The sequence below is a fragment of the Ureibacillus thermosphaericus genome, assembly GCF_002370195.2.
Lineage (GTDB): Bacteria > Bacillota > Bacilli > Bacillales_A > Planococcaceae > Ureibacillus > Ureibacillus thermosphaericus.
Genome location: NZ_AP018335.1, coordinates 1 through 17,215, shown reverse-complemented (window position 1 = coordinate 17,215; position 17,215 = coordinate 1). Strand labels below are relative to the sequence as shown.

General features: G+C 34.7%; 16 protein-coding genes, 3 pseudogenes and 1 riboswitch. Of the genes and pseudogenes, 10 read left to right on the top strand and 9 right to left on the bottom strand.

Annotation, left to right across the window (positions count from 1 at the left end):
* Positions 1–112: 112 nt before the first annotated feature.
* The 3 genes from UtA1_RS00080 to UtA1_RS00070 form a co-directional block, all read right to left on the bottom strand.
* A complete protein-coding gene (locus UtA1_RS00080; RefSeq protein WP_096549644.1) occupies positions 113–1,354 on the bottom strand; it encodes an aminopeptidase in 1,242 nt (413 codons plus the stop codon).
* A gap of 75 nt (positions 1,355–1,429) precedes the next feature.
* Positions 1,430–1,969 (bottom strand): ribonuclease H-like YkuK family protein, encoded by a 540-nt coding sequence (locus tag UtA1_RS00075; RefSeq protein WP_016837942.1) that lies wholly within the window; start codon positions 1,967–1,969, stop codon positions 1,430–1,432.
* Between the two features lie 109 nt (positions 1,970–2,078).
* Positions 2,079–3,608: an alpha/beta hydrolase gene (locus tag UtA1_RS00070; protein ID WP_096549643.1), complete on the bottom strand. Its 1,530-nt coding sequence runs from the start codon at positions 3,606–3,608 to the stop codon at positions 2,079–2,081.
* Positions 3,609–3,837: 229 nt separating this feature from the next.
* On the opposite strand from UtA1_RS00070, the gene UtA1_RS00065 reads away from it, so the two are divergent.
* On the top strand, positions 3,838–4,029 hold the full coding sequence (locus UtA1_RS00065; RefSeq protein ID WP_016837940.1) for a hypothetical protein: 192 nt from the start codon (positions 3,838–3,840) through the stop codon (positions 4,027–4,029).
* 112 nt (positions 4,030–4,141) lie between these two features.
* Here the strand turns inward: UtA1_RS00065 and sstT are convergent, their stop codons facing one another.
* Complete coding sequence (gene sstT / locus UtA1_RS00060) at positions 4,142–5,353, bottom strand: serine/threonine transporter SstT (RefSeq protein ID WP_096549642.1); 1,212 nt, start codon at positions 5,351–5,353, stop codon at positions 4,142–4,144.
* Between the two features lie 187 nt (positions 5,354–5,540).
* Positions 5,541–5,960, bottom strand: coding sequence for a DUF1284 domain-containing protein (locus UtA1_RS00055; protein WP_016837938.1), 420 nt, complete (start codon positions 5,958–5,960; stop codon positions 5,541–5,543).
* Positions 5,961–6,164: 204 nt separating this feature from the next.
* Between UtA1_RS00055 and UtA1_RS00050 the strand changes: the two genes are divergently transcribed.
* Entirely contained in the window at positions 6,165–6,365 is a 201-nt protein-coding gene (locus tag UtA1_RS00050; protein WP_016837937.1) for an alpha/beta-type small acid-soluble spore protein, read from the top strand.
* 94 nt (positions 6,366–6,459) lie between these two features.
* Here UtA1_RS00050 and UtA1_RS00045 read toward each other — a convergent pair whose 3' ends face one another.
* The gene (locus UtA1_RS00045; protein ID WP_168412208.1) at positions 6,460–7,761 is read right to left on the bottom strand and encodes an arsenic transporter; all 1,302 of its coding nucleotides are present in this window, start codon (positions 7,759–7,761) and stop codon (positions 6,460–6,462) included.
* Positions 7,762–7,951: 190 nt separating this feature from the next.
* The gene (dapA, locus tag UtA1_RS00040) at positions 7,952–8,839 is read right to left on the bottom strand and encodes a 4-hydroxy-tetrahydrodipicolinate synthase (RefSeq protein ID WP_096549641.1); all 888 of its coding nucleotides are present in this window, start codon (positions 8,837–8,839) and stop codon (positions 7,952–7,954) included.
* Positions 8,840–8,946: 107 nt separating this feature from the next.
* Positions 8,947–9,125, bottom strand: a riboswitch (Lysine riboswitch).
* A gap of 245 nt (positions 9,126–9,370) precedes the next feature.
* Here dapA and UtA1_RS00035 point away from each other — a divergent pair.
* Positions 9,371–10,525, top strand: a pseudogene (locus tag UtA1_RS00035) (DHH family phosphoesterase).
* A 76-nt stretch (positions 10,526–10,601) separates the two neighbouring features.
* Here the strand turns inward: UtA1_RS00035 and UtA1_RS16875 are convergent.
* Positions 10,602–10,991 (bottom strand): restriction endonuclease, encoded by a 390-nt coding sequence (locus tag UtA1_RS16875; protein ID WP_172597790.1) that lies wholly within the window; start codon positions 10,989–10,991, stop codon positions 10,602–10,604.
* Between the two features lie 453 nt (positions 10,992–11,444).
* On the opposite strand from UtA1_RS16875, the gene UtA1_RS00025 reads away from it, so the two are divergent.
* Positions 11,445–12,509: an LLM class flavin-dependent oxidoreductase gene (locus tag UtA1_RS00025; RefSeq protein ID WP_096549639.1), complete on the top strand. Its 1,065-nt coding sequence runs from the start codon at positions 11,445–11,447 to the stop codon at positions 12,507–12,509.
* A 720-nt stretch (positions 12,510–13,229) separates the two neighbouring features.
* Here UtA1_RS00025 and UtA1_RS00020 read toward each other — a convergent pair.
* The gene (locus tag UtA1_RS00020; protein WP_408647307.1) at positions 13,230–14,141 is read right to left on the bottom strand and encodes a ketopantoate reductase family protein; all 912 of its coding nucleotides are present in this window, start codon (positions 14,139–14,141) and stop codon (positions 13,230–13,232) included.
* A gap of 436 nt (positions 14,142–14,577) precedes the next feature.
* Here UtA1_RS00020 and UtA1_RS17395 point away from each other — a divergent pair, with 436 nt between their 5' ends.
* The 6 genes and pseudogenes from UtA1_RS17395 to UtA1_RS17945 all read left to right on the top strand — a co-directional run bounded on the left by UtA1_RS17395 (position 14,578) and on the right by UtA1_RS17945 (position 17,199).
* Complete coding sequence (locus UtA1_RS17395; RefSeq protein WP_197722731.1) at positions 14,578–14,889, top strand: DegV family protein; 312 nt, start codon at positions 14,578–14,580, stop codon at positions 14,887–14,889.
* Between the two features lie 208 nt (positions 14,890–15,097).
* Entirely contained in the window at positions 15,098–15,376 is a 279-nt protein-coding gene (locus tag UtA1_RS17390) for a hypothetical protein (protein WP_197722730.1), read from the top strand.
* A 218-nt stretch (positions 15,377–15,594) separates the two neighbouring features.
* Positions 15,595–16,065: pseudogene (locus tag UtA1_RS17875) on the top strand (flavin reductase family protein).
* Between the two features lie 228 nt (positions 16,066–16,293).
* Entirely contained in the window at positions 16,294–16,491 is a 198-nt protein-coding gene (locus tag UtA1_RS17955) for a hypothetical protein (RefSeq protein ID WP_408647306.1), read from the top strand.
* Between the two features lie 20 nt (positions 16,492–16,511).
* Entirely contained in the window at positions 16,512–16,766 is a 255-nt protein-coding gene (locus UtA1_RS17950) for a P-loop NTPase family protein (RefSeq protein ID WP_408647305.1), read from the top strand.
* A 31-nt stretch (positions 16,767–16,797) separates the two neighbouring features.
* A pseudogene (locus UtA1_RS17945) lies at positions 16,798–17,199 on the top strand (hypothetical protein).
* Positions 17,200–17,215 lie beyond the last annotated feature (16 nt).

The window sequence follows — 17,215 nt, the reverse complement described above, 5'->3', positions numbered from 1 at the left end:
ATACTGACAAAAAGGTGATTTCAAGAATAATGAGTTAAATCTATGGATATTGTATGGAGTAAATAAAAGGAGAACTTGAGTAAACCCAAATTCCCCTGTCTCATTTTTTGTATTAGAATGCCCAATCGCCTTTGCGGAAAATAGGAACGATGGAGCCATCTCGTGTTATTCCATCAATATCCATTTCTGCAGAACCAATCATAAAGTCCACATGAACGTTTGAAATATTTAAACCTTGGGCACGCAATTCTTCTTCGCTCATTTTTGTACCACCTTCTATTGTAGAGGGGTAGGCGGAACCAATCGCGATGTGATTTGAAGCATTTTCATCAAATAATGTATTGAAGAATGTTACGCCCGATTGGGAAATTGGAGAAGGATCAGGTACAAGTGCAACTTCTCCCAAGCCGGTAGCTCCTTCATTTTCAAATACAAGTTTTTTAATAACTTCATCGCCTTTTTCTGCGGAAATATCCACAATCTTTCCGTCTTTAAAATAAGCTACAATGCCTTCAATTAATTGTCCTGCATAACTTAAAGGTTTCGTGCTGCGAACGACTCCGTCCATGCGGCGAGTATCGGGTGCTGTGAAAAGTTCTTCCGTTGGCATGTTGGCAATAAATTGCTCACCTTTTGGATTATAACTTTCTGCACTTGTCCAGATGTGATTTTTTGGCAACCCTAATTTAAAATCAGTTCCTGGCGCCTTGAAATGCAGGGCTTCAAATTGGTATTCATTTAATTTTGTTGCTTTTTCATTTAATAAACTTATATGTTTGTCCCATGCAGCAATTGGATCGTCCTCATATACCCGGCAAGTTTTAAAAATTTGATTCCATAAAGCATCGACTTGTGCTTCAGTAGTTTCTAAGTGAGGGAACATTTTATTTGCCCAAGCGCTGCCAGCTGCTGCTGCAACGGTCCATTTCAAATCGTTATTTTGTGTTGCTTTTCGTTGAACTTGGAAGGCTTGACTAGCAGCTTTTTGGAATGCAGCCACTTTGGCAGGATCTGCTGCGTCAAGCAAGCTTGGGTCACTGGAAAGAATGGAAAGTCTTGAAACGCGCTTATTTAACACATGGTCTTCGGATTCCTCAATTTCATATGGAGGAATATCCGTTAAAACATTTGTTGGTTGATGAATATAATGTAATTTTGTGATTTCATCATCGGTCCATTTAACAATCACTTTTTCTGCACCTAGTGCGTATGCTTCTTCGGTGATGAGACGTGCAAGTTGTGCTTGGTCAACGGAAATGGACATTTTAACCCAATCGCCCGGTTGTACATTGATTCCTTTTGCCACTAAAAGTTTGGCATATTTTTTTAATAACTCATGGAAATTTTGTAGCATATCTATTCCTCCACATGTGTTTTTTCCAATTTTATCATATTCATAATAGAATGATTCAAGGAATACATTGTATGGTTATTTCTTTGTAAAACGATTCGCATAGGTGCTTGCAACAAAGGAGTCTGGTTTAATCTTTGCTTCAATTCCAAGGGAGTTCATTCTCGCAATCATTTCATTGACAAAGACGCTTGTTTTGTTTCGATTTCCGCTTCCAATATCGATATGTCCTTCAATGGTGAAGCTAGCTCCTTTATATACATAAGGTAATACGATATTTATCAACTGCTCTATTTTTTCTTCTGTAAATAAAGAAACGACTTCTTCGGTTAAAGAGGTTTCGTAAGAAATACGTTCATGTAAGTTTGTCATTCTCCTTGGGACAATGACTTTTCGAAAACATGCCCAAACGCCCTTTCCTTTTTGCTGAATGACAATTCCGGTAATAAATTTTGTTTCTTTACTAAATACTTGTGAATCTGTTCCAAACATTAAAACAAAATTACCGGTTGGTTCTTTTCTCATAAACTGTACAATTGCGTCGAAAACTTGCTCGAAAGTCATGTTCTTTTGACTCAAATTTTGAAAGGTTCCGTCTGTTATTCGATCGCTCTCCATAGAGATCTTACCTTTCTTAAGTTGTTATTGAATTAGTACAGTTTATTCACTATTAGGACATAAATGTGCTTTTCCAATAGTACAAAAAAGACCCAATCATTTGGGTCTCTTATTTTATGCACGGTTCAATTTCATTACCTGTTTTGATATCGATAACTTTTTCATTATGAAGAGGAGCAGGAATCGTCTTGCTTTCTGGTGGTTGGATATTTTGTTCTACCCAATCCACCAACAAATTAAATGCTTGATGTGCATACGGCAACAATGGTTGAAGTTCTTTGTCTGGATCTGTTGCTGGATTCCAAACGAGTCCATCTACATGATTACCATTTTCTATAATATATAATCGATGTAAATGTTCTCTTTTCGCTCGTTTCACTAATTTTTCATATCCTTTTGCATGAATTTCTCGGAATATAAGCGTATCTAATGATCCTGTAATACTGATTAACGGGACTTCAATCTTACCTGTATTTTCGATTTCTTTTATATTATCTTTGATTAATTTTCGTCTTTGATTGTACTGATAGTTTTTGAAAATATGGTCAAAGGATCGATCACGTAAGCCGTTTTCGTCAAATCTTAAGTAATTTGGCCATTCTATCCGATTAGGTGCAGTTGGATCAAAATGGTCACGATAAATGTTTAAGGTGACAAACCAATATATTTGGTCATGATAAACCCATAATTTTTCAGATCCTTTTGGAACGCCTGCTTTATATAATTCTTTTATTGCTTGTTCCTTTGCTTTTCCGCTACCATAAAGGGCTTCTTCTGCATGGTTGACAACAGAAACTAACGAACTTATGAGATTAGGGGCTTTTTCTGTCCAAAGAACACCTTCCCAGTCTACACCGCCATCGAAAAGTCGCGGTTCTCCGGTTTTTTCAGGGTTATCATTTTCCAATGCGAAACGAACAACATAACCTCCATTTGAGATTCCAATGGCATATGTCGGCACTTTATGATCTGGCTGAATTAATTTGCTTGCAGGATTTGAAGCATCATTCGGGTTAATAAGTCGGTCGCTAAAATTGTTTATCAAATATTGATGTGAAGCTTTAGTAATTTGTCTAAAACGAAGATGCCATTCTCGAACAGAATCATCTTCATCAACTAAAGCATTTTTCACTTTTGCCAATGGATCACCTTCGACTTCAGTGCCTTGAGTTCCTTTATCAATCGCTGCAAAAGCATACCCTTTTTCAAGAACAAAATCGCTAAATAAAAGATCTGTTGAGGTTTCATTTCTTGTGGCTGGAATGCCTGAAACGACTAATTTGCCATTCCACTGGTCAGGTACTCGAATGACAAATTGTGCATCATCAAATGCACCGGTTACTTGAGTGCCTGTTATTTTTGCAGGTTTATACATTTGGAACCAACCTGTTTCCTTTTCTGGGTCACCCCAATAAATGGGAGCTATCATATTGTTGCCATAAAGGTTAGCTTTTTCAAGTTGTTCAGGATTCAATGTTGTGAGCCAACGATCATCTTGTCCATCAAAATAAGTAACTTTTACAGAATGTGCTCCAGGGATAATTTCTTCATTTGCATGGGCTGCTGCACCTCCACCAATTGAGTGAGCACCAAAGAAGAGCAATGGGGTTAATGTAATTCCAATTAGTTTTCGATACAAAGTAAGGACACCCCTTTATTAAACGAGTTTACTCTATTTCTATATTCAATTTTCTTGCAATTTATGAGATGTATTCAGATTTTCTGTAACTATTTAGGAAAATGGAGTTAAATGGTTATAACAAATTTGATATAATTTATTCATATTAAAGAAAATTCTTTTAATTACAGGTGAAAAAAATAAAAAAACATCATAAAATATAATTAAAAGGAAAATAGGAGGAATGCTGATGATAACCGGTCAGTTAGAGCGGGCATTTCAGTTAGCTGAAAAGCATCGTCTCGAAGTTAGTACCATTTTAGAATTAAACAAAATCATAAGGAAGGAAATTAATTCGACCCCTATGGTAGAAGAAAAAATCCTTCAACAAGTCATTAAGATATTGGAAAATAATAAAAGATTACTTAGGGAGGCAACTTAGGAATTGGAAAAACATGTTGAATTATATGGTGATATAGACGAATTTGATTAAAGGCACTGCTCTGTAATAAGAAATGAGAGCAGTGCCTTAATAATTTATACATATTCTATTATTAATTTGATTTACGCTCTTTTGCCCATTCAGCTGTTGCTGTAAATAATACGTCGGATGATGAATTTAATGCAGTTTCACAAGAATCTTGTAATACGCCAATAATGAATCCAACAGCTACAACTTGCATAGCAATATCATTGGAAATTCCAAAAAGACTACAAGCGACAGGAATTAAAAGCAATGATCCTCCAGCGACACCAGAAGCTCCTGCAGCAGAAAGTGCAGAAAGTACTACTAATATGATAGCGGTCATTACATCTACTTCAATTCCTAGTGTATGGCTTGCTGCAAGCGTTAATACAGAGATTGTAATTGCAGCTCCCGCCATATTAATTGTGGCACCTAATGGAATAGATACAGAATAAGTATCTTTATTTAAACCTAATTTTTCACATAATGCCAAATTGACCGGAATGTTTGCAGCAGAACTACGTGTAAAGAACGCAAAAATTGCACTTTCTTTTAATGTCATCCATACAAGCGGATATGGATTTTGCTTTGTAAAAATAAATGTGATGAGCGGGTTTATAACTAATGCAACAAAGAACATACAGCCAAGAAGAACAATTAGCAATTTTCCGTATTCAACTAATGTGGAAAGACCATTTGTTGCTATCGCATCAAAGACAAGCCCCATAATACCAATAGGTGCAAATTCAATTACCCATTTCACAATTGTTGAAATTGCTTCTGAAAGATTGTCAATCATGGTTTTTGTTGAATCTGCTGCTTTCTTAAGCGCAATTCCTAGAAGAACGGCCCAAGCCAATATGCCAATGTAATTTGCATTCATAAGAGCATTTACCGGATTACTAACAACATTAAAAAGCAACGTTTCAAAAACTTCTGCAATACCTTCTGGAGGAGACACATCTTCAGCACTCATTTTTAATGTCAGTGTCGTTGGGAAAATGAAGCTGGCAATGACACCGATTGCACCAGCGGAAAAAGTACCGATAGCATAAAGAATTAAAATCAATTTCATATTGGTTTTTGTTCCGCTTCGATGGTTTGCAATCGCTTGAATAACCAATACCAATACAAGTACTGGTGCCACGGCTTTTAATGCACCGACAAACAAGTTTCCGAAAATGGATACCCAACTGAAAGTATCAGGTATTGTAATAGCTAGAAGAATACCTAAAATTAAACCGATTAAAATTCGTTTGACTAAGCTAATTTGACTCCATGTATGAAATAGTTTTTTCATAAAAACCTCCAAAGATTAAAATCTTGCTTACAAATACAAATGTTTACACGAAAAGGACATTTAAGATAGATATAGTTTAGCACGAATTTTTAAAATCCAAAGAAATTTGTTATTTCGGAAAAATGTAAATAGTATTTATATTTAGATAAAATAAAAAATCTCCTCACCAGGAGATTTTTATAAATGGTTATTTATTTACTTCCCATAAACCTTCGCCATTTAAGATTCTTTGGATGCCTGCTTTACATACACCATAGGAACGCCATGTACAACTTTCACAAAGAATATCTATATCTTCAGGAGTTGCGAATTTTTGAATGCGAGACTCAATTTCTTCCCAAGTGAGAGTTTGACCAATCTGTATCCCTAACTTTTCCAAAATTTGTTTATCTCTTATGTAGATGTTTTCATCTTGACAATGATATTTTCCGCAGTTTGGGTATTTTTCACAAATTTGATCGATGCCCTCGATGATGTGAATTAAAGTCTTGGGGTTTTTCCTAAGTTCTTGGTGGATGCGCTTCATATTTTCCGCAAATTCTTTAGAATATCCCATACCTCTAAAACCAACAAGGCAAAATAGATGATGCCCTCGTATTTTATACATGAATTGCTCCTCCTAAAGTTAACGTTAACTAACTAACATATTAACATACTGATTAGGAGGAAAAAATTAGAATATATGACGCTATTGTAATATTGTTACAACTTAAATAATCTGTTTTTTCCAGTGAATCTCAATGTTCCCTACATTTCTAAAGTATTAAAAGCTATAGCTTGAGCATTCTAATGGCACAAGGAGGTGAACAACATGACAAATCGTAGTTCTAACAAACTAGTATTCCCAGGGGCAGAAGCTGCATTGAATCAAATGAAATATGAGATTGCACAAGAGTTTGGCGTAAACCTTTCACCAGATACTTCTTCCCGAGCTAATGGTTCAGTTGGTGGAGAAATTACGAAACGTCTTGTGCAAATGGCTCAACAACAATTGAAAGGAAACTCAGAATAATTGGCAATAATAAACACACCTAAGTTCAAATGTTCTTAGGTGTGTTATTATTGTAACCATTATAATTAAATTTTACTCATATAAAAATAAAGAATCAAAATAATAATAACGTCAAATATAAACCAACTAATGTGAAGAATAGTATTGGAAGTGTCAGGATAATCCCCATTTTAAAATAAGCTCCCCAAGAAATTTTAATCCCCTTGTTTGAGAGTACATGTAGCCACACAAGCGTAGCAAGTGAACCAATTGGTGTAATTTTGGGACCTAAATCTGAGCCGATTACATTGGCATAAATTAAAGAATCGCGAATTACACCTGACGTGGAAGTTTCCGCTATTGCTAATGAGTCAATCATAATTGTAGGTAAGTTATTCATAACTGAAGATAAGAAGGCTGCAATATACCCCATTCCAATCGTAGTAGTGAATAATCCTCCTTGCACTGTCCATTCAATAACATAGGCTAGTCCTTTCGTGAAACCTGCATTTCCTAATCCATAAACGACTAAATACATACCGATGGAGAAAAATACAATATTCCATGGCGCTCCTTTTATTACGGCTTTTGTATTGACTGCTGAACTTTTTCGAGCCATCGCCAATAAGAATATCGCCATAATCCAACCAATAATACTAACGGGTACATGAATCCATTCAGCTGAAAAATAACCGGTTAATAAAATTGCCATTACCGGCCACGCTAATTTAAACATCTTTTCATCCCGTATGACTTCCCGTGGATTTTTTAGCATCATTACATCATACTTTGATGGAATAGATTTCTGGAAGTATAAAAATAGAACGATAATGGTTGCTATTAATGAAAAGAAATTAGGAATAATCATTCGTAAAGAGTATTCCATAAAGCTGATTCCAAAAAAATCTGCTGCGATTACGTTTACTAAGTTACTTATTAAAAAAGGGAGGGAAGTAGTGTCAGCTATAAAACCACTAGCCATAATAAAAGGGAAAATCATTTTCTCATTAAAATTTAAATTTCGAACCATTGCAAGAACAATAGGGGTCAAAATTAATGCTGCACCATCATTTGAAAAGAAGGCTGAAACAAAAGCTCCAAGAACTGTAACGTAAATGAACATTCTAATACCGTTCCCTTTTGCTATGCGAGCCATGTGCAGTGCAGACCATTCAAATAAACCAATTTGATCCAATATTAAGGAAATGATTATAATCGCAATAAATAATAATGTCGCATTCCAAGTAATGTTAACAACTTCAAAGACGTCATTAATATCCACTACTCCAACAATCAATGCAACTATTGCGCCACAGCAGGCTGACCAACCGATATTGATATTTTTTGGTTGGCGAATTACGAGTATGAGCGTGATGATAAATATTAAAATGGCTAATAGTAAATTGAGCAAAATCATATCCTCCAACAAAGTTGAATTGTGACATATTGAAGATAAAAAAATAAGCACTTATGAATTTAGTTAAATGCCTAAAATTCACAAATGCTATTATATCACTATTCATTTTCCTATCGAATATTTTATTTACTTTTCCACCAAGTATTATTTATCAAAATAAAAACCTGCCATTTTCATGGCAGGAGAATATTTATGAAATCAATTGTAATTGTGTATTTCTTAATAAATAATCTAGCATTTTTTGTTGCTCTTCGTTTAATGGCACTAGTGGAAGACGAACACCACCAACTGTTATGCCTTTCATATTTAATGCTGCCTTAACAGGAGCAGGATTTGGTGCAATGAACATCGCTTTCATAATTGGTAACAGGTTTCGATGTTCTTTTGCAGCTTCTTGAATATTTCCAATGAAGAAATTTTTAATCATAGATTGCATTTCATTGCCGATAATATGAGAAGCAACGGAAATTACTCCTGTACCACCAATTGCTAATGTTGGTAATGTTAAGCTATCATCCCCGCTATATAGTGAGAAATGATTTGGCGTGTTTTCGATAATTTGTGCCATTGCATCTAAATTTCCACTTGCCTCTTTAATTGCAACAATATTCGGTATTTTCGCAAGACGAACTACCGTATCAACGGATAAATTGACGACACTACGGCCAGGAATGTTATAGAGTACAATTGGCAGTTTTGTATTTTGTGCAATTGCTTTAAAGTGTTCATACATTCCTTCTTGGTTTGGTTTATTGTAGTATGGAGTTACAAGCATGATGCCATCCACCCCGGCATCTTCTGCTTTTTTAGTAAGTTCAATGGAAGCTCTCGTATTATAAGAGCCCGTACCTGCAATTACAGGAACTCTACCATTTACAGTCTTCACAGTAAATTTAAACAGTTCTACTTTTTCTTCATCTGTTAAAGTAGGAGATTCTCCAGTTGTACCACATACCACTAATCCGTCTGTGCCGTTTTCAATTAAATGTTGAATTAGAATTTCCGTAGCCTCAAAATCTACGTCACCATTTTTGTCAAATGGCGTTACCATTGCTGTTAATACTCTTCCGAAATTCATTCTTCTCCACATCCTTTTCAATGTTATTTAATGGAGAAGGGCAATTTCTTTATAAACGCAAAAAGCAACAACGAAGAGCCTCGTTGTTGCAAAAAGGAAGATTTTTTGCGTAAGATAGCCCTCCATATAGTTTCCTATATGACAGTCCTACACTTATTCAATGCAGAACCAGCCCCTAGAAAAATGAGTTTCTAGGGACTTCGGCAAATCCCCCTTTCCACAATTATCATTGGACCTCATTATCCTCAAACTGTGTACTCTTGGTTTTTGCACCTCTATCCTTACTTCAAAGCAATATTGAAATAAGTCGATGGATAATTGTATATAATTGTAGCTCCTTTTATTTGGAAAAGCAATAACAATTAAGTATTTAAATATCATTTATGATTGAATTTTGTACAATATGCAGAAAAATTTTAAATTTTCAATCGAAAATTTTGTTAAATTGAAAATTTAAAAGGAATTCTAACTTCTTTGCAATAATATTGCTGTTGTTTTTATAAAAAGCATCCATACTACTGGTGAAATAGAATATATAAATTGCTGTCCCACAATGATTTAGATGGGGTTGGATGTGGCATTTCAGCGAAACTTGCCTTTGGACAAGATGTAAAAGTAGGATATAATTCAATTGCTTCACTTGAACGGGAAATTGAATACTTTTTAGAAAATGATTTGCCTGATACTTTTTTATTTATTACAGATTTATCACCTAGTGAAGAAAATGACACAAGATTAAATGCACATTTTAAACAATATAAAAATATTCAACTTATTGATCATCATAAAACAGCGTTGCATTTTAATGAATATGATTGGGGAACGGTATTAGTCGAAAATGAGGAAGGGAAGCTAGAAAGTGCAACTTCATTATTTTATCAGTTTTTAGTTGCAAACGAGTTATTAAAGCCAACAGAGGCAATTGATGAATTTGTGGAGCACGTAAGACAATATGATACTTGGGAGTGGGAAAAACGATAATGATAAAGCCCATTTCTTAAATTCATTGTTTTTCTTAGTGTCCATCGATGAATTTGAAGAAACGATGATTGACAGACTAACTTCTTCTGAACACTTCGATTTTGATGAATTAAGAAGATCGGATAGAACGATATATTCGTCGCAAAAAAAGAGAGGTAGTGCAAATAAAAAATGATGAGTATTTTGCTGGAGTTGTATATGCAGAATCTTATCATTCAGAATTAGGAAACGAATTAAGTAAAGAACATCCTCATCTTGACTATATCGCTATATTGAATATGGGAAGTAAAAAAATTTCTTTCCGCACTATTCATGACCATGTGGATGTTTCGGAAATCGCAGCAGTGTATGGCGGAGGAGGACATCAAAAGGCAGCGGTTTGTAACTTAACAGAGGAAACATATCAAATATTTGTACAAAATACTTTTCAGCTTGATCCAATGCCTCAAGATGCGAAATATAATCGGTATAATGTAAAGGAATCTTCTTTTGGTACGATGTATGCTGATGCCGATGATAACAATTATTTTATATTACAAAAAGATGGCGTTTGGATGATTGAAAAATCCAGAACAATTAATAGAAACAACTTTTGCAAGTTTTGAAGAAGCAGAAAAATATTTAAAGAGGATGTATGAAGCCTATCTAGTACGTGATGAAGTGTTTGTTGAGTATTTAATGAATCGAGTAAAAAAAGAACATTAGAAGTAGATGATTGAAATATTTTTTATGAATGCAAAATTCGCTAGCTCCTTTCAATTTAGCTAGCGAATTCTTATTATTATTTATGTTGTGATAAATATAATGCGGTTTGGAAAACGAACTTTTTATTTTCATCCTGCATCATATTTATTAATTCATCGTGATCAATTAAAAGTATATGGTTTAAGGAAGAAAACTTTTTGGCAGATGGTGTAAAAGATTGATTTGTAATAATCATTGCGCCATCTGCACTGTATGTTTTTATATTGACAGCAACTTGTTGAACCTTTCGGATGTCAACTGCATTTGCCCCTTTTATAATCTGTATTATATATTTTCTCGTACCTTTCCATAAAATAAGATCCACATTGAAAGTTTCAATGTCCTTTGTAATAAGTGCTACGTAACGATGTTTTTCAAAAAGTTTTTTTAATAGATGGATGTACTCCGTTTCTAGCAAATTATTCAATTGTATAAGTTCTTTCTGTAAAAGATCGTTGTCAGTGTGAACGGTTTTTATTAAATGCAATGTACGATTAATTAAATAAAAAATAAAACGAAAACTTGAAGTTCTAAAAGGCTTGTAGAATATCACCAAAGTAATGAAAATCATGAAATACAATTTAATATCATATACATTTAGTTCAATAGAAATCAAACTGAATAATGTGATAACAATACCAAAACTGAACATCAAAATCATTAAAAATTCAATTACTTTGCTTTCAAATTTTTCTTTCTTTCATCTACATTCATTCCTTGTTTTTTATATTATTTTTTAACTTTTGGAGCTGAATATATTCTAAAAAAGGATGAGAATTAAAAACAGAATATTTGATAATCATCCTAATATTTGTGTATGATTACAAAGAAAAATATTTCAATTTCGAGATAATATGTTTTGTATGTGGAGGGAATGAGGATGGAAATAGGGTTAACGACATTTGTAGAAACGACGCCAGATGTAAGAACGGGAAAAGTGATAAGTCATGCGGAGCGACTTCGAGAAGTTGTAGAAGAAATTCAACTAGCTGATGAAGTGGGATTAGATGTTTATGGAGTAGGTGAGCATCATCGAAAAGATTATGCTTGTTCATCACCTGCTGTATTGCTTGCTGCGGCCACAACGAAAACAAAAAATATTAAATTAACGAGCGCAGTAACTGTATTATCTTCAGATGATCCAGTGAGAGTGTATCAGCAATTTGCTACATTGGATGCAATTTCGAACGGGCGTGCAGAAATTATGGCAGGCCGGGGTTCTTTCATAGAATCTTTTCCGTTATTTGGTTATGACTTACAGGATTATGATGAATTATTCGAGGAAAAGTTAGATTTATTACTACAAATACAGAAACAAGAAATCATTCATTGGAACGGTAAACATCGTCCAAGTATTAATGGTCGAGGAGTATACCCAAGACCAGAAAATGAAGTTCCGATTTGGATTGCTAGTGGTGGAACGCCTCAATCGGTAGCTCGAGCAGGTGCGTTAGGCTTACCTTTATGTTTAGCGATTATCGGCGGCAGTCCATTACAATTTGCTCCTTTAGTGAAGTTATATTATCGTGCAGCAAAAGAAGCAGGACATGATATTTCCAAACTAAAAGTAGCATCTCACTCCCATGGATTTGTTGCGGAAACGACAGAAGAGGCGGTTGAAAAGTTCTTCCCTCCAACCCAATACGCAATGAATGTTTTAGGTAGAGAACGAGGATGGGGACCATATACGCAAGCGACATTTGATTATGCTAGAAGTTTAGAAGGAGCATTGTACTGTGGCGATGTAAAAACGGTAGCAGATAAAATTATTTTCTTGCGTAAAAATGTTGGAGTTACTCGCTTTATGCTCCACTGCCCAGTTGGTTCAATGGCTCATGAAGATGTGATGAGATGCATCGAATTGTTAGGGAAAGAAGTTGCACCAATTGTACGTGAAGAAGTAGCGAAATGGGAAGCGGAAGGTAATGGGCAAATCATAGTCTAGTAATAACTATCGATATTGGCTATTATTTTGCAAACTTTGACTATTATCTTTTTAGCTTGACTATAAAGTGATCGATTTTGGCTATTATCGGTCTTTCCCGAATCGAAATTGAAACGATTGGCAATTAAGTTCGCACATTTGACTATTATCCATTTTAGTTTGACTATTAAGTGATCGATTTTGGCTATTATCGGTCTTTCCCGAATCGAAATTTAATCGATTGGCAATTAAGTTCGCACATTTGACTATAATCCAATTTAGTTTGACTATTAAGTGATCGATTTTGGCTATTATCGGTCTTTCCCGAATCGAAATTTAATCGATTGGCAATTAAGGTCGCACATTTGACTATTATCCATTTTAGTTTGACTATTAAGTGATCGATTTTGGCTATTATCGGTTTTCCCTAAATCGAAATTAAAACGATTGGCAATTAAGTTCGCACATTTGACTATTATCCATTTTAGTTTGACTATTAAGTGATCGATTTTGGCTATTATCGGTTTTCCCTAAATCGAAATTAAAACGATTGGCAATTAAGTTCGCACATTTGACTATTATCCATTTTAGTTTGACTATTAAGTGATTGATTTTGGCTATTATCAGTTTCCATGAATCGAAAATGTTATAGCTAAGCCTTATTTCAAATGAGAAATGATAAAGAGAGGACTGTCATCAACTTTTGCACAGTCCTCTCTCTTATAACACGAATATTTCTAATCAATAAACGTATTCAGATTCAATTTCTTTAATCTTTTCATACAGCATTTTATTTACCGGTGTATCAATTCCGTACTTTTTGCCAAGTTTTAATACAGTTCCAGCAAACAATTCAACTTCGCTTAGTCGTTTTGCATCGACATCTTGTGCCATTGATGGTTTTCCTTCTGGACTGAGAGTATCTAATACATCAAGCCAGTAATTTAAATCATCTTCTGTCAATGGAACACCAGCTTTATCTGAAATAGCAATAACTTCTCGCATAGCAGCAATCATCGTATTTCTTGCTTCACCTTCATTTTGTACTTCCCCATAATTGCTATTGTAAACGGCAACCGTTTGATTGACTCCAACGTTTAGCATGAATTTGCCCCAAATTCGATGGGGCATGTTTGTATCCACTTGATGTGGAAGTTCAACAGATTTGAAAAATTCGCTTAATCTTTTTGTTTTTTCACTAAGGATTCCTGGTTTTCTATCACCAAAGACGAGCATTCCTTTATGTTCAAATGTTAATTTGTTATCAATTTTTACTGCATCCATTCCTTGAGCGACACAATAAAGTACCTTTTCAAAGCCGTAAACTTGTCCAATCATTTCTTGCTGATGATGCCATTTAATGCCGAAATGATTATATCGTATGTTCACCTGGTGCTTAACAGATTGAATGGCTTCTTCTAAACCGTTAACAGTAAAAATAAGTAAATCTGCAGGTTCTACATCATCAGGTGTTACAAAGTGGAATTCACATCGTTCTCCGTTGCAAAATACCCCTTCAGTTTGATATTTTTCAATACGTTTTTTATCGGCTATGATTCGTACATTTTCTTTCGGAAGTTTTTGAGAAAAATGTTGACCATACATAATGCCTAATGCACCTAAACCGATAATTGATACCTTCTTTATACTCACAACCATCCCTCTTTCATTAACTTACAAACGAAATCATTTCATTTAGTTTATCAAATTATTTGGCAAAAGGAATTCTTATTAAGGGTTATAAAAGCTAGAAAAAAAGAGATGCGGGTTATTCTCGCACCTTATAGATAAGAAAGGGGTTGTGAATATTTTGAACATGTTTAAAAAACATGAGCAACTAAGCGGGATAGTTGAGTCATTCATCAGCTAAAGCTTTTCATTTCTTTATTAAGATTGTACTTCCAAAAAACATAAAATAAAAGGCATTAGAAAGTAGTTCAAAGATATTTCAAAACTTTTTGAACAGATAAAGAACAAATAAGAGTTCAGTGGAATGTCGATGATCATTTCTCAATGATTTTTTTCTAATATAGAATTATGTTATAATTGAAGAAATTTTGTTGGGATTATGAAAATAGAGGTGAGCCGTATGATTAAAATAACAGCCGATAGCACTTGCGATTTATCTCCTGAAATTATTGAGCAGTTAGATATTTCATTAATGCCATTACATGTGTTAATTAACGAGGAAGATTTTCGCGATGGAATTGATATTACGCCAAAAGATATCTTTCGTTATGTAAGTGAAGAAGGAAAAACTTGTAAAACGGCTGCGGTAAATGTATTTGATGAAAATTTATTCAAGGAGCTATCACCGCATTACGATGCTGTGATACATATTAGTTTAGGTTCTGGTTTTCCTCTTGCTATCAAATGCCCAAATTGCATCGGAACAATTTGATAATGTGTTCGTTGTAGATTCAAGCAACCTTTCTACTGGAAGTGGGCATGTTTGTCTACGAAGCGGCACTTTTGGCAAAAAAAGCACAACCAGAAGAAATCATAAAACATTTAAGAGATTATTCCTAGGTAGATGCAAATGTGTGATTGATGATTGAATACTTACGAAAAGGCGGACGCTGTCCGGAATTGAAGCTTTCGGTGCTACATTGTTAAGAATTAAACCTTCCATTGAAGTTGTAGATGGTAAAATGATTGTTGGAAAAAAATATCGTGGGAACTTCGATCGCTGTATCGTTAATTATGTAAAGACCGTTTTGAAAATAATGATGACATCGATTATTCAAGAGTGTTTATTACTCATTCCTATTTCATCCGAAACGGTTCTAAAAGTAAGAGAGGCAATTGAACAATATGCATCATTTGAAGAGATTATTGAGACAACGCCGGATGTACCATTTCGACTCACTGCGGACCAAACACATTAGGAATCTTATATATAAGAAAAAGTAAAAAGTAGTTTTTGTGGGCTGTCTAGAAAAGTTAAAAACTAGACGGCTTTTTCTTATTTATTTCCTTTTATTGTTTTAAAAAATTGAAGTTAGTTTCATTAGTATTCTGAACAAATATGTTCTGAAATGTGGAAAAAATATTGCTAATGTTTGTATAATTTGAATTAGAAAAAAAGATCATAGGAGGGGTTGGAATGGATCCAAAAGCAAAAAGAACTGCGCTAAGAGGCATCACATATGGACTGTATATTATTGGAACGAAAGATGACTCAGGAGTTAACGGCTTCGCAGGAAACTTTTTAACACAAACTTTCTTTTGAACCTCCTCTCGTTGCCATCGCTGCCAAAGAAGGTACACGCTCTCAAAAACAAATTGCTGAAAGTGGGGTATTTAGTGTAAATATTTTAGAAACTGGGTCAAAGATATGGTAACGGCTTTCTTTAAATCATTACAACCTGAAGGCAATAAACTAGCGGGTTACGAATTTTACACTGAAGAAACAGGGTGTCCAATCTTTAAAGATGCATTAAGCTTTTTGAATGTAAAGTGGTGGACAAGATTGAAAAAGGTGACCACTATATTTACGTTGGTGAAGTGATTAATGCTGGTGTGAGGAAGGAATCCGCTAACAATGAAAGAAACAGGTTTCTATTATGGCGGATAATAAAATTTATTCATATTTATAATGCAACAACATAACATGATTATTGAACAATCTTCAAAAGCTTTCCTAAAGCAGTAGTGCTCTTAGGAGAGCTTTTTTCTATCTCATTATGTTCGTTTCCAAAACTAGCTAAATTAAAAATCAGTGGTATCATAAACAAAACGTAATCATACTATGTTATAAATTAGCCCTGAATGGAGGGAAGGCGCTATCGACATTTTAAAGAAAGTGAAAGAGTACAGAGAAGAAGAAGAAAAGCTGAAGTGGGAAGGTACCTTTGCTGAGTATTTAGAAATAGTGAAAAAACGCCCAGAAGTTGCACAAACTGCTCATTCCAGAGTTTACAATATGATAAAAAGTGCAGGGATTGAGGAAAAAAATGGACAAAAAATCTATAAGTTTTTAGCAATGAAATCTTTGGATTAGAATCAGCAATTGAACGTTTAGTGGAAGAATATTTCCATCCGGCAGCCAAAAGACTTGACGTGCGAAAACGGATTTTGCTTTTAATGGGCCCTGTCAGCGGTGGTAAATCAACAATTGTTACTTTGTTAAAAACGCGGATTGGAAAAAATATTTCCCGCACCGATGAAGGAGCGGTATATGCAATTAAGGGTTGTCCTATGCATGAAGATCCACTGCATTTAATCCCTCATCACTTGCGAGAAGATTTTTATAAAGAATACGGGTATACGTATTGAAGGAAGTTTATCGCCATTAAATCAATTACGTTTGGAACAAGAATATGGTGGCCGCATTGAAGATGTAATGGTGGAGCGAATCTTCTTCTCAGAAGATAAACGTGTAGGAATTGGAACGTTTACTCCATCCGATCCAAAGTCACAAGACATCGCTGATCTAACAGGTAGCATCGATTTTTCAACAATTGCTGAATACGGTTCGGAATCCGATCCACGTGCATATCGATTTGACGGAGAACTAAACAAAGCAAACCGAGGAATTATGGAGTTTCAAGAAAATGTTGAAACTCGATGAGAAGTTTTCTATGGCACTTATTATCATTTATCTCAAGAAGGAAACTTCAAAGCTGGCCGGTTTGCGTTAATCAGCGCAGATGAATTGATTGTTGCTCACACGAACGAAACGGAATATCGTTCATTTCATTGCAAATAAAAAAGAATGAAGCTCT

Bases quoted from the DNA above. Each gene is read 5' to 3' on its own strand.
- UtA1_RS00080 (WP_096549644.1), bottom strand. From the start codon at position 1,354: ATGCTACAAAATTTCCATGAGTTATTAAAAAAATATGCCAAACTTTTA.
- UtA1_RS00045 (WP_168412208.1), bottom strand. From the start codon at position 7,761: ATGATTTTGCTCAATTTACTATTAGCCATTTTAATATTTATCATCACG.
- dapA (WP_096549641.1), bottom strand. From the start codon at position 8,839: ATGAATTTCGGAAGAGTATTAACAGCAATGGTAACGCCATTTGACAAA.
- UtA1_RS00075 (WP_016837942.1), bottom strand. From the start codon at position 1,969: ATGGAGAGCGATCGAATAACAGACGGAACCTTTCAAAATTTGAGTCAA.
- sstT (WP_096549642.1), bottom strand. From the start codon at position 5,353: ATGAAAAAACTATTTCATACATGGAGTCAAATTAGCTTAGTCAAACGA.
- UtA1_RS00025 (WP_096549639.1), top strand. From the start codon at position 11,445: ATGGAAATAGGGTTAACGACATTTGTAGAAACGACGCCAGATGTAAGA.
- UtA1_RS00055 (WP_016837938.1), bottom strand. From the start codon at position 5,960: ATGTATAAAATACGAGGGCATCATCTATTTTGCCTTGTTGGTTTTAGA.
- UtA1_RS00050 (WP_016837937.1), top strand. From the start codon at position 6,165: ATGACAAATCGTAGTTCTAACAAACTAGTATTCCCAGGGGCAGAAGCT.
- UtA1_RS00065 (WP_016837940.1), top strand. From the start codon at position 3,838: ATGATAACCGGTCAGTTAGAGCGGGCATTTCAGTTAGCTGAAAAGCAT.
- UtA1_RS17395 (WP_197722731.1), top strand. From the start codon at position 14,578: ATGATTAAAATAACAGCCGATAGCACTTGCGATTTATCTCCTGAAATT.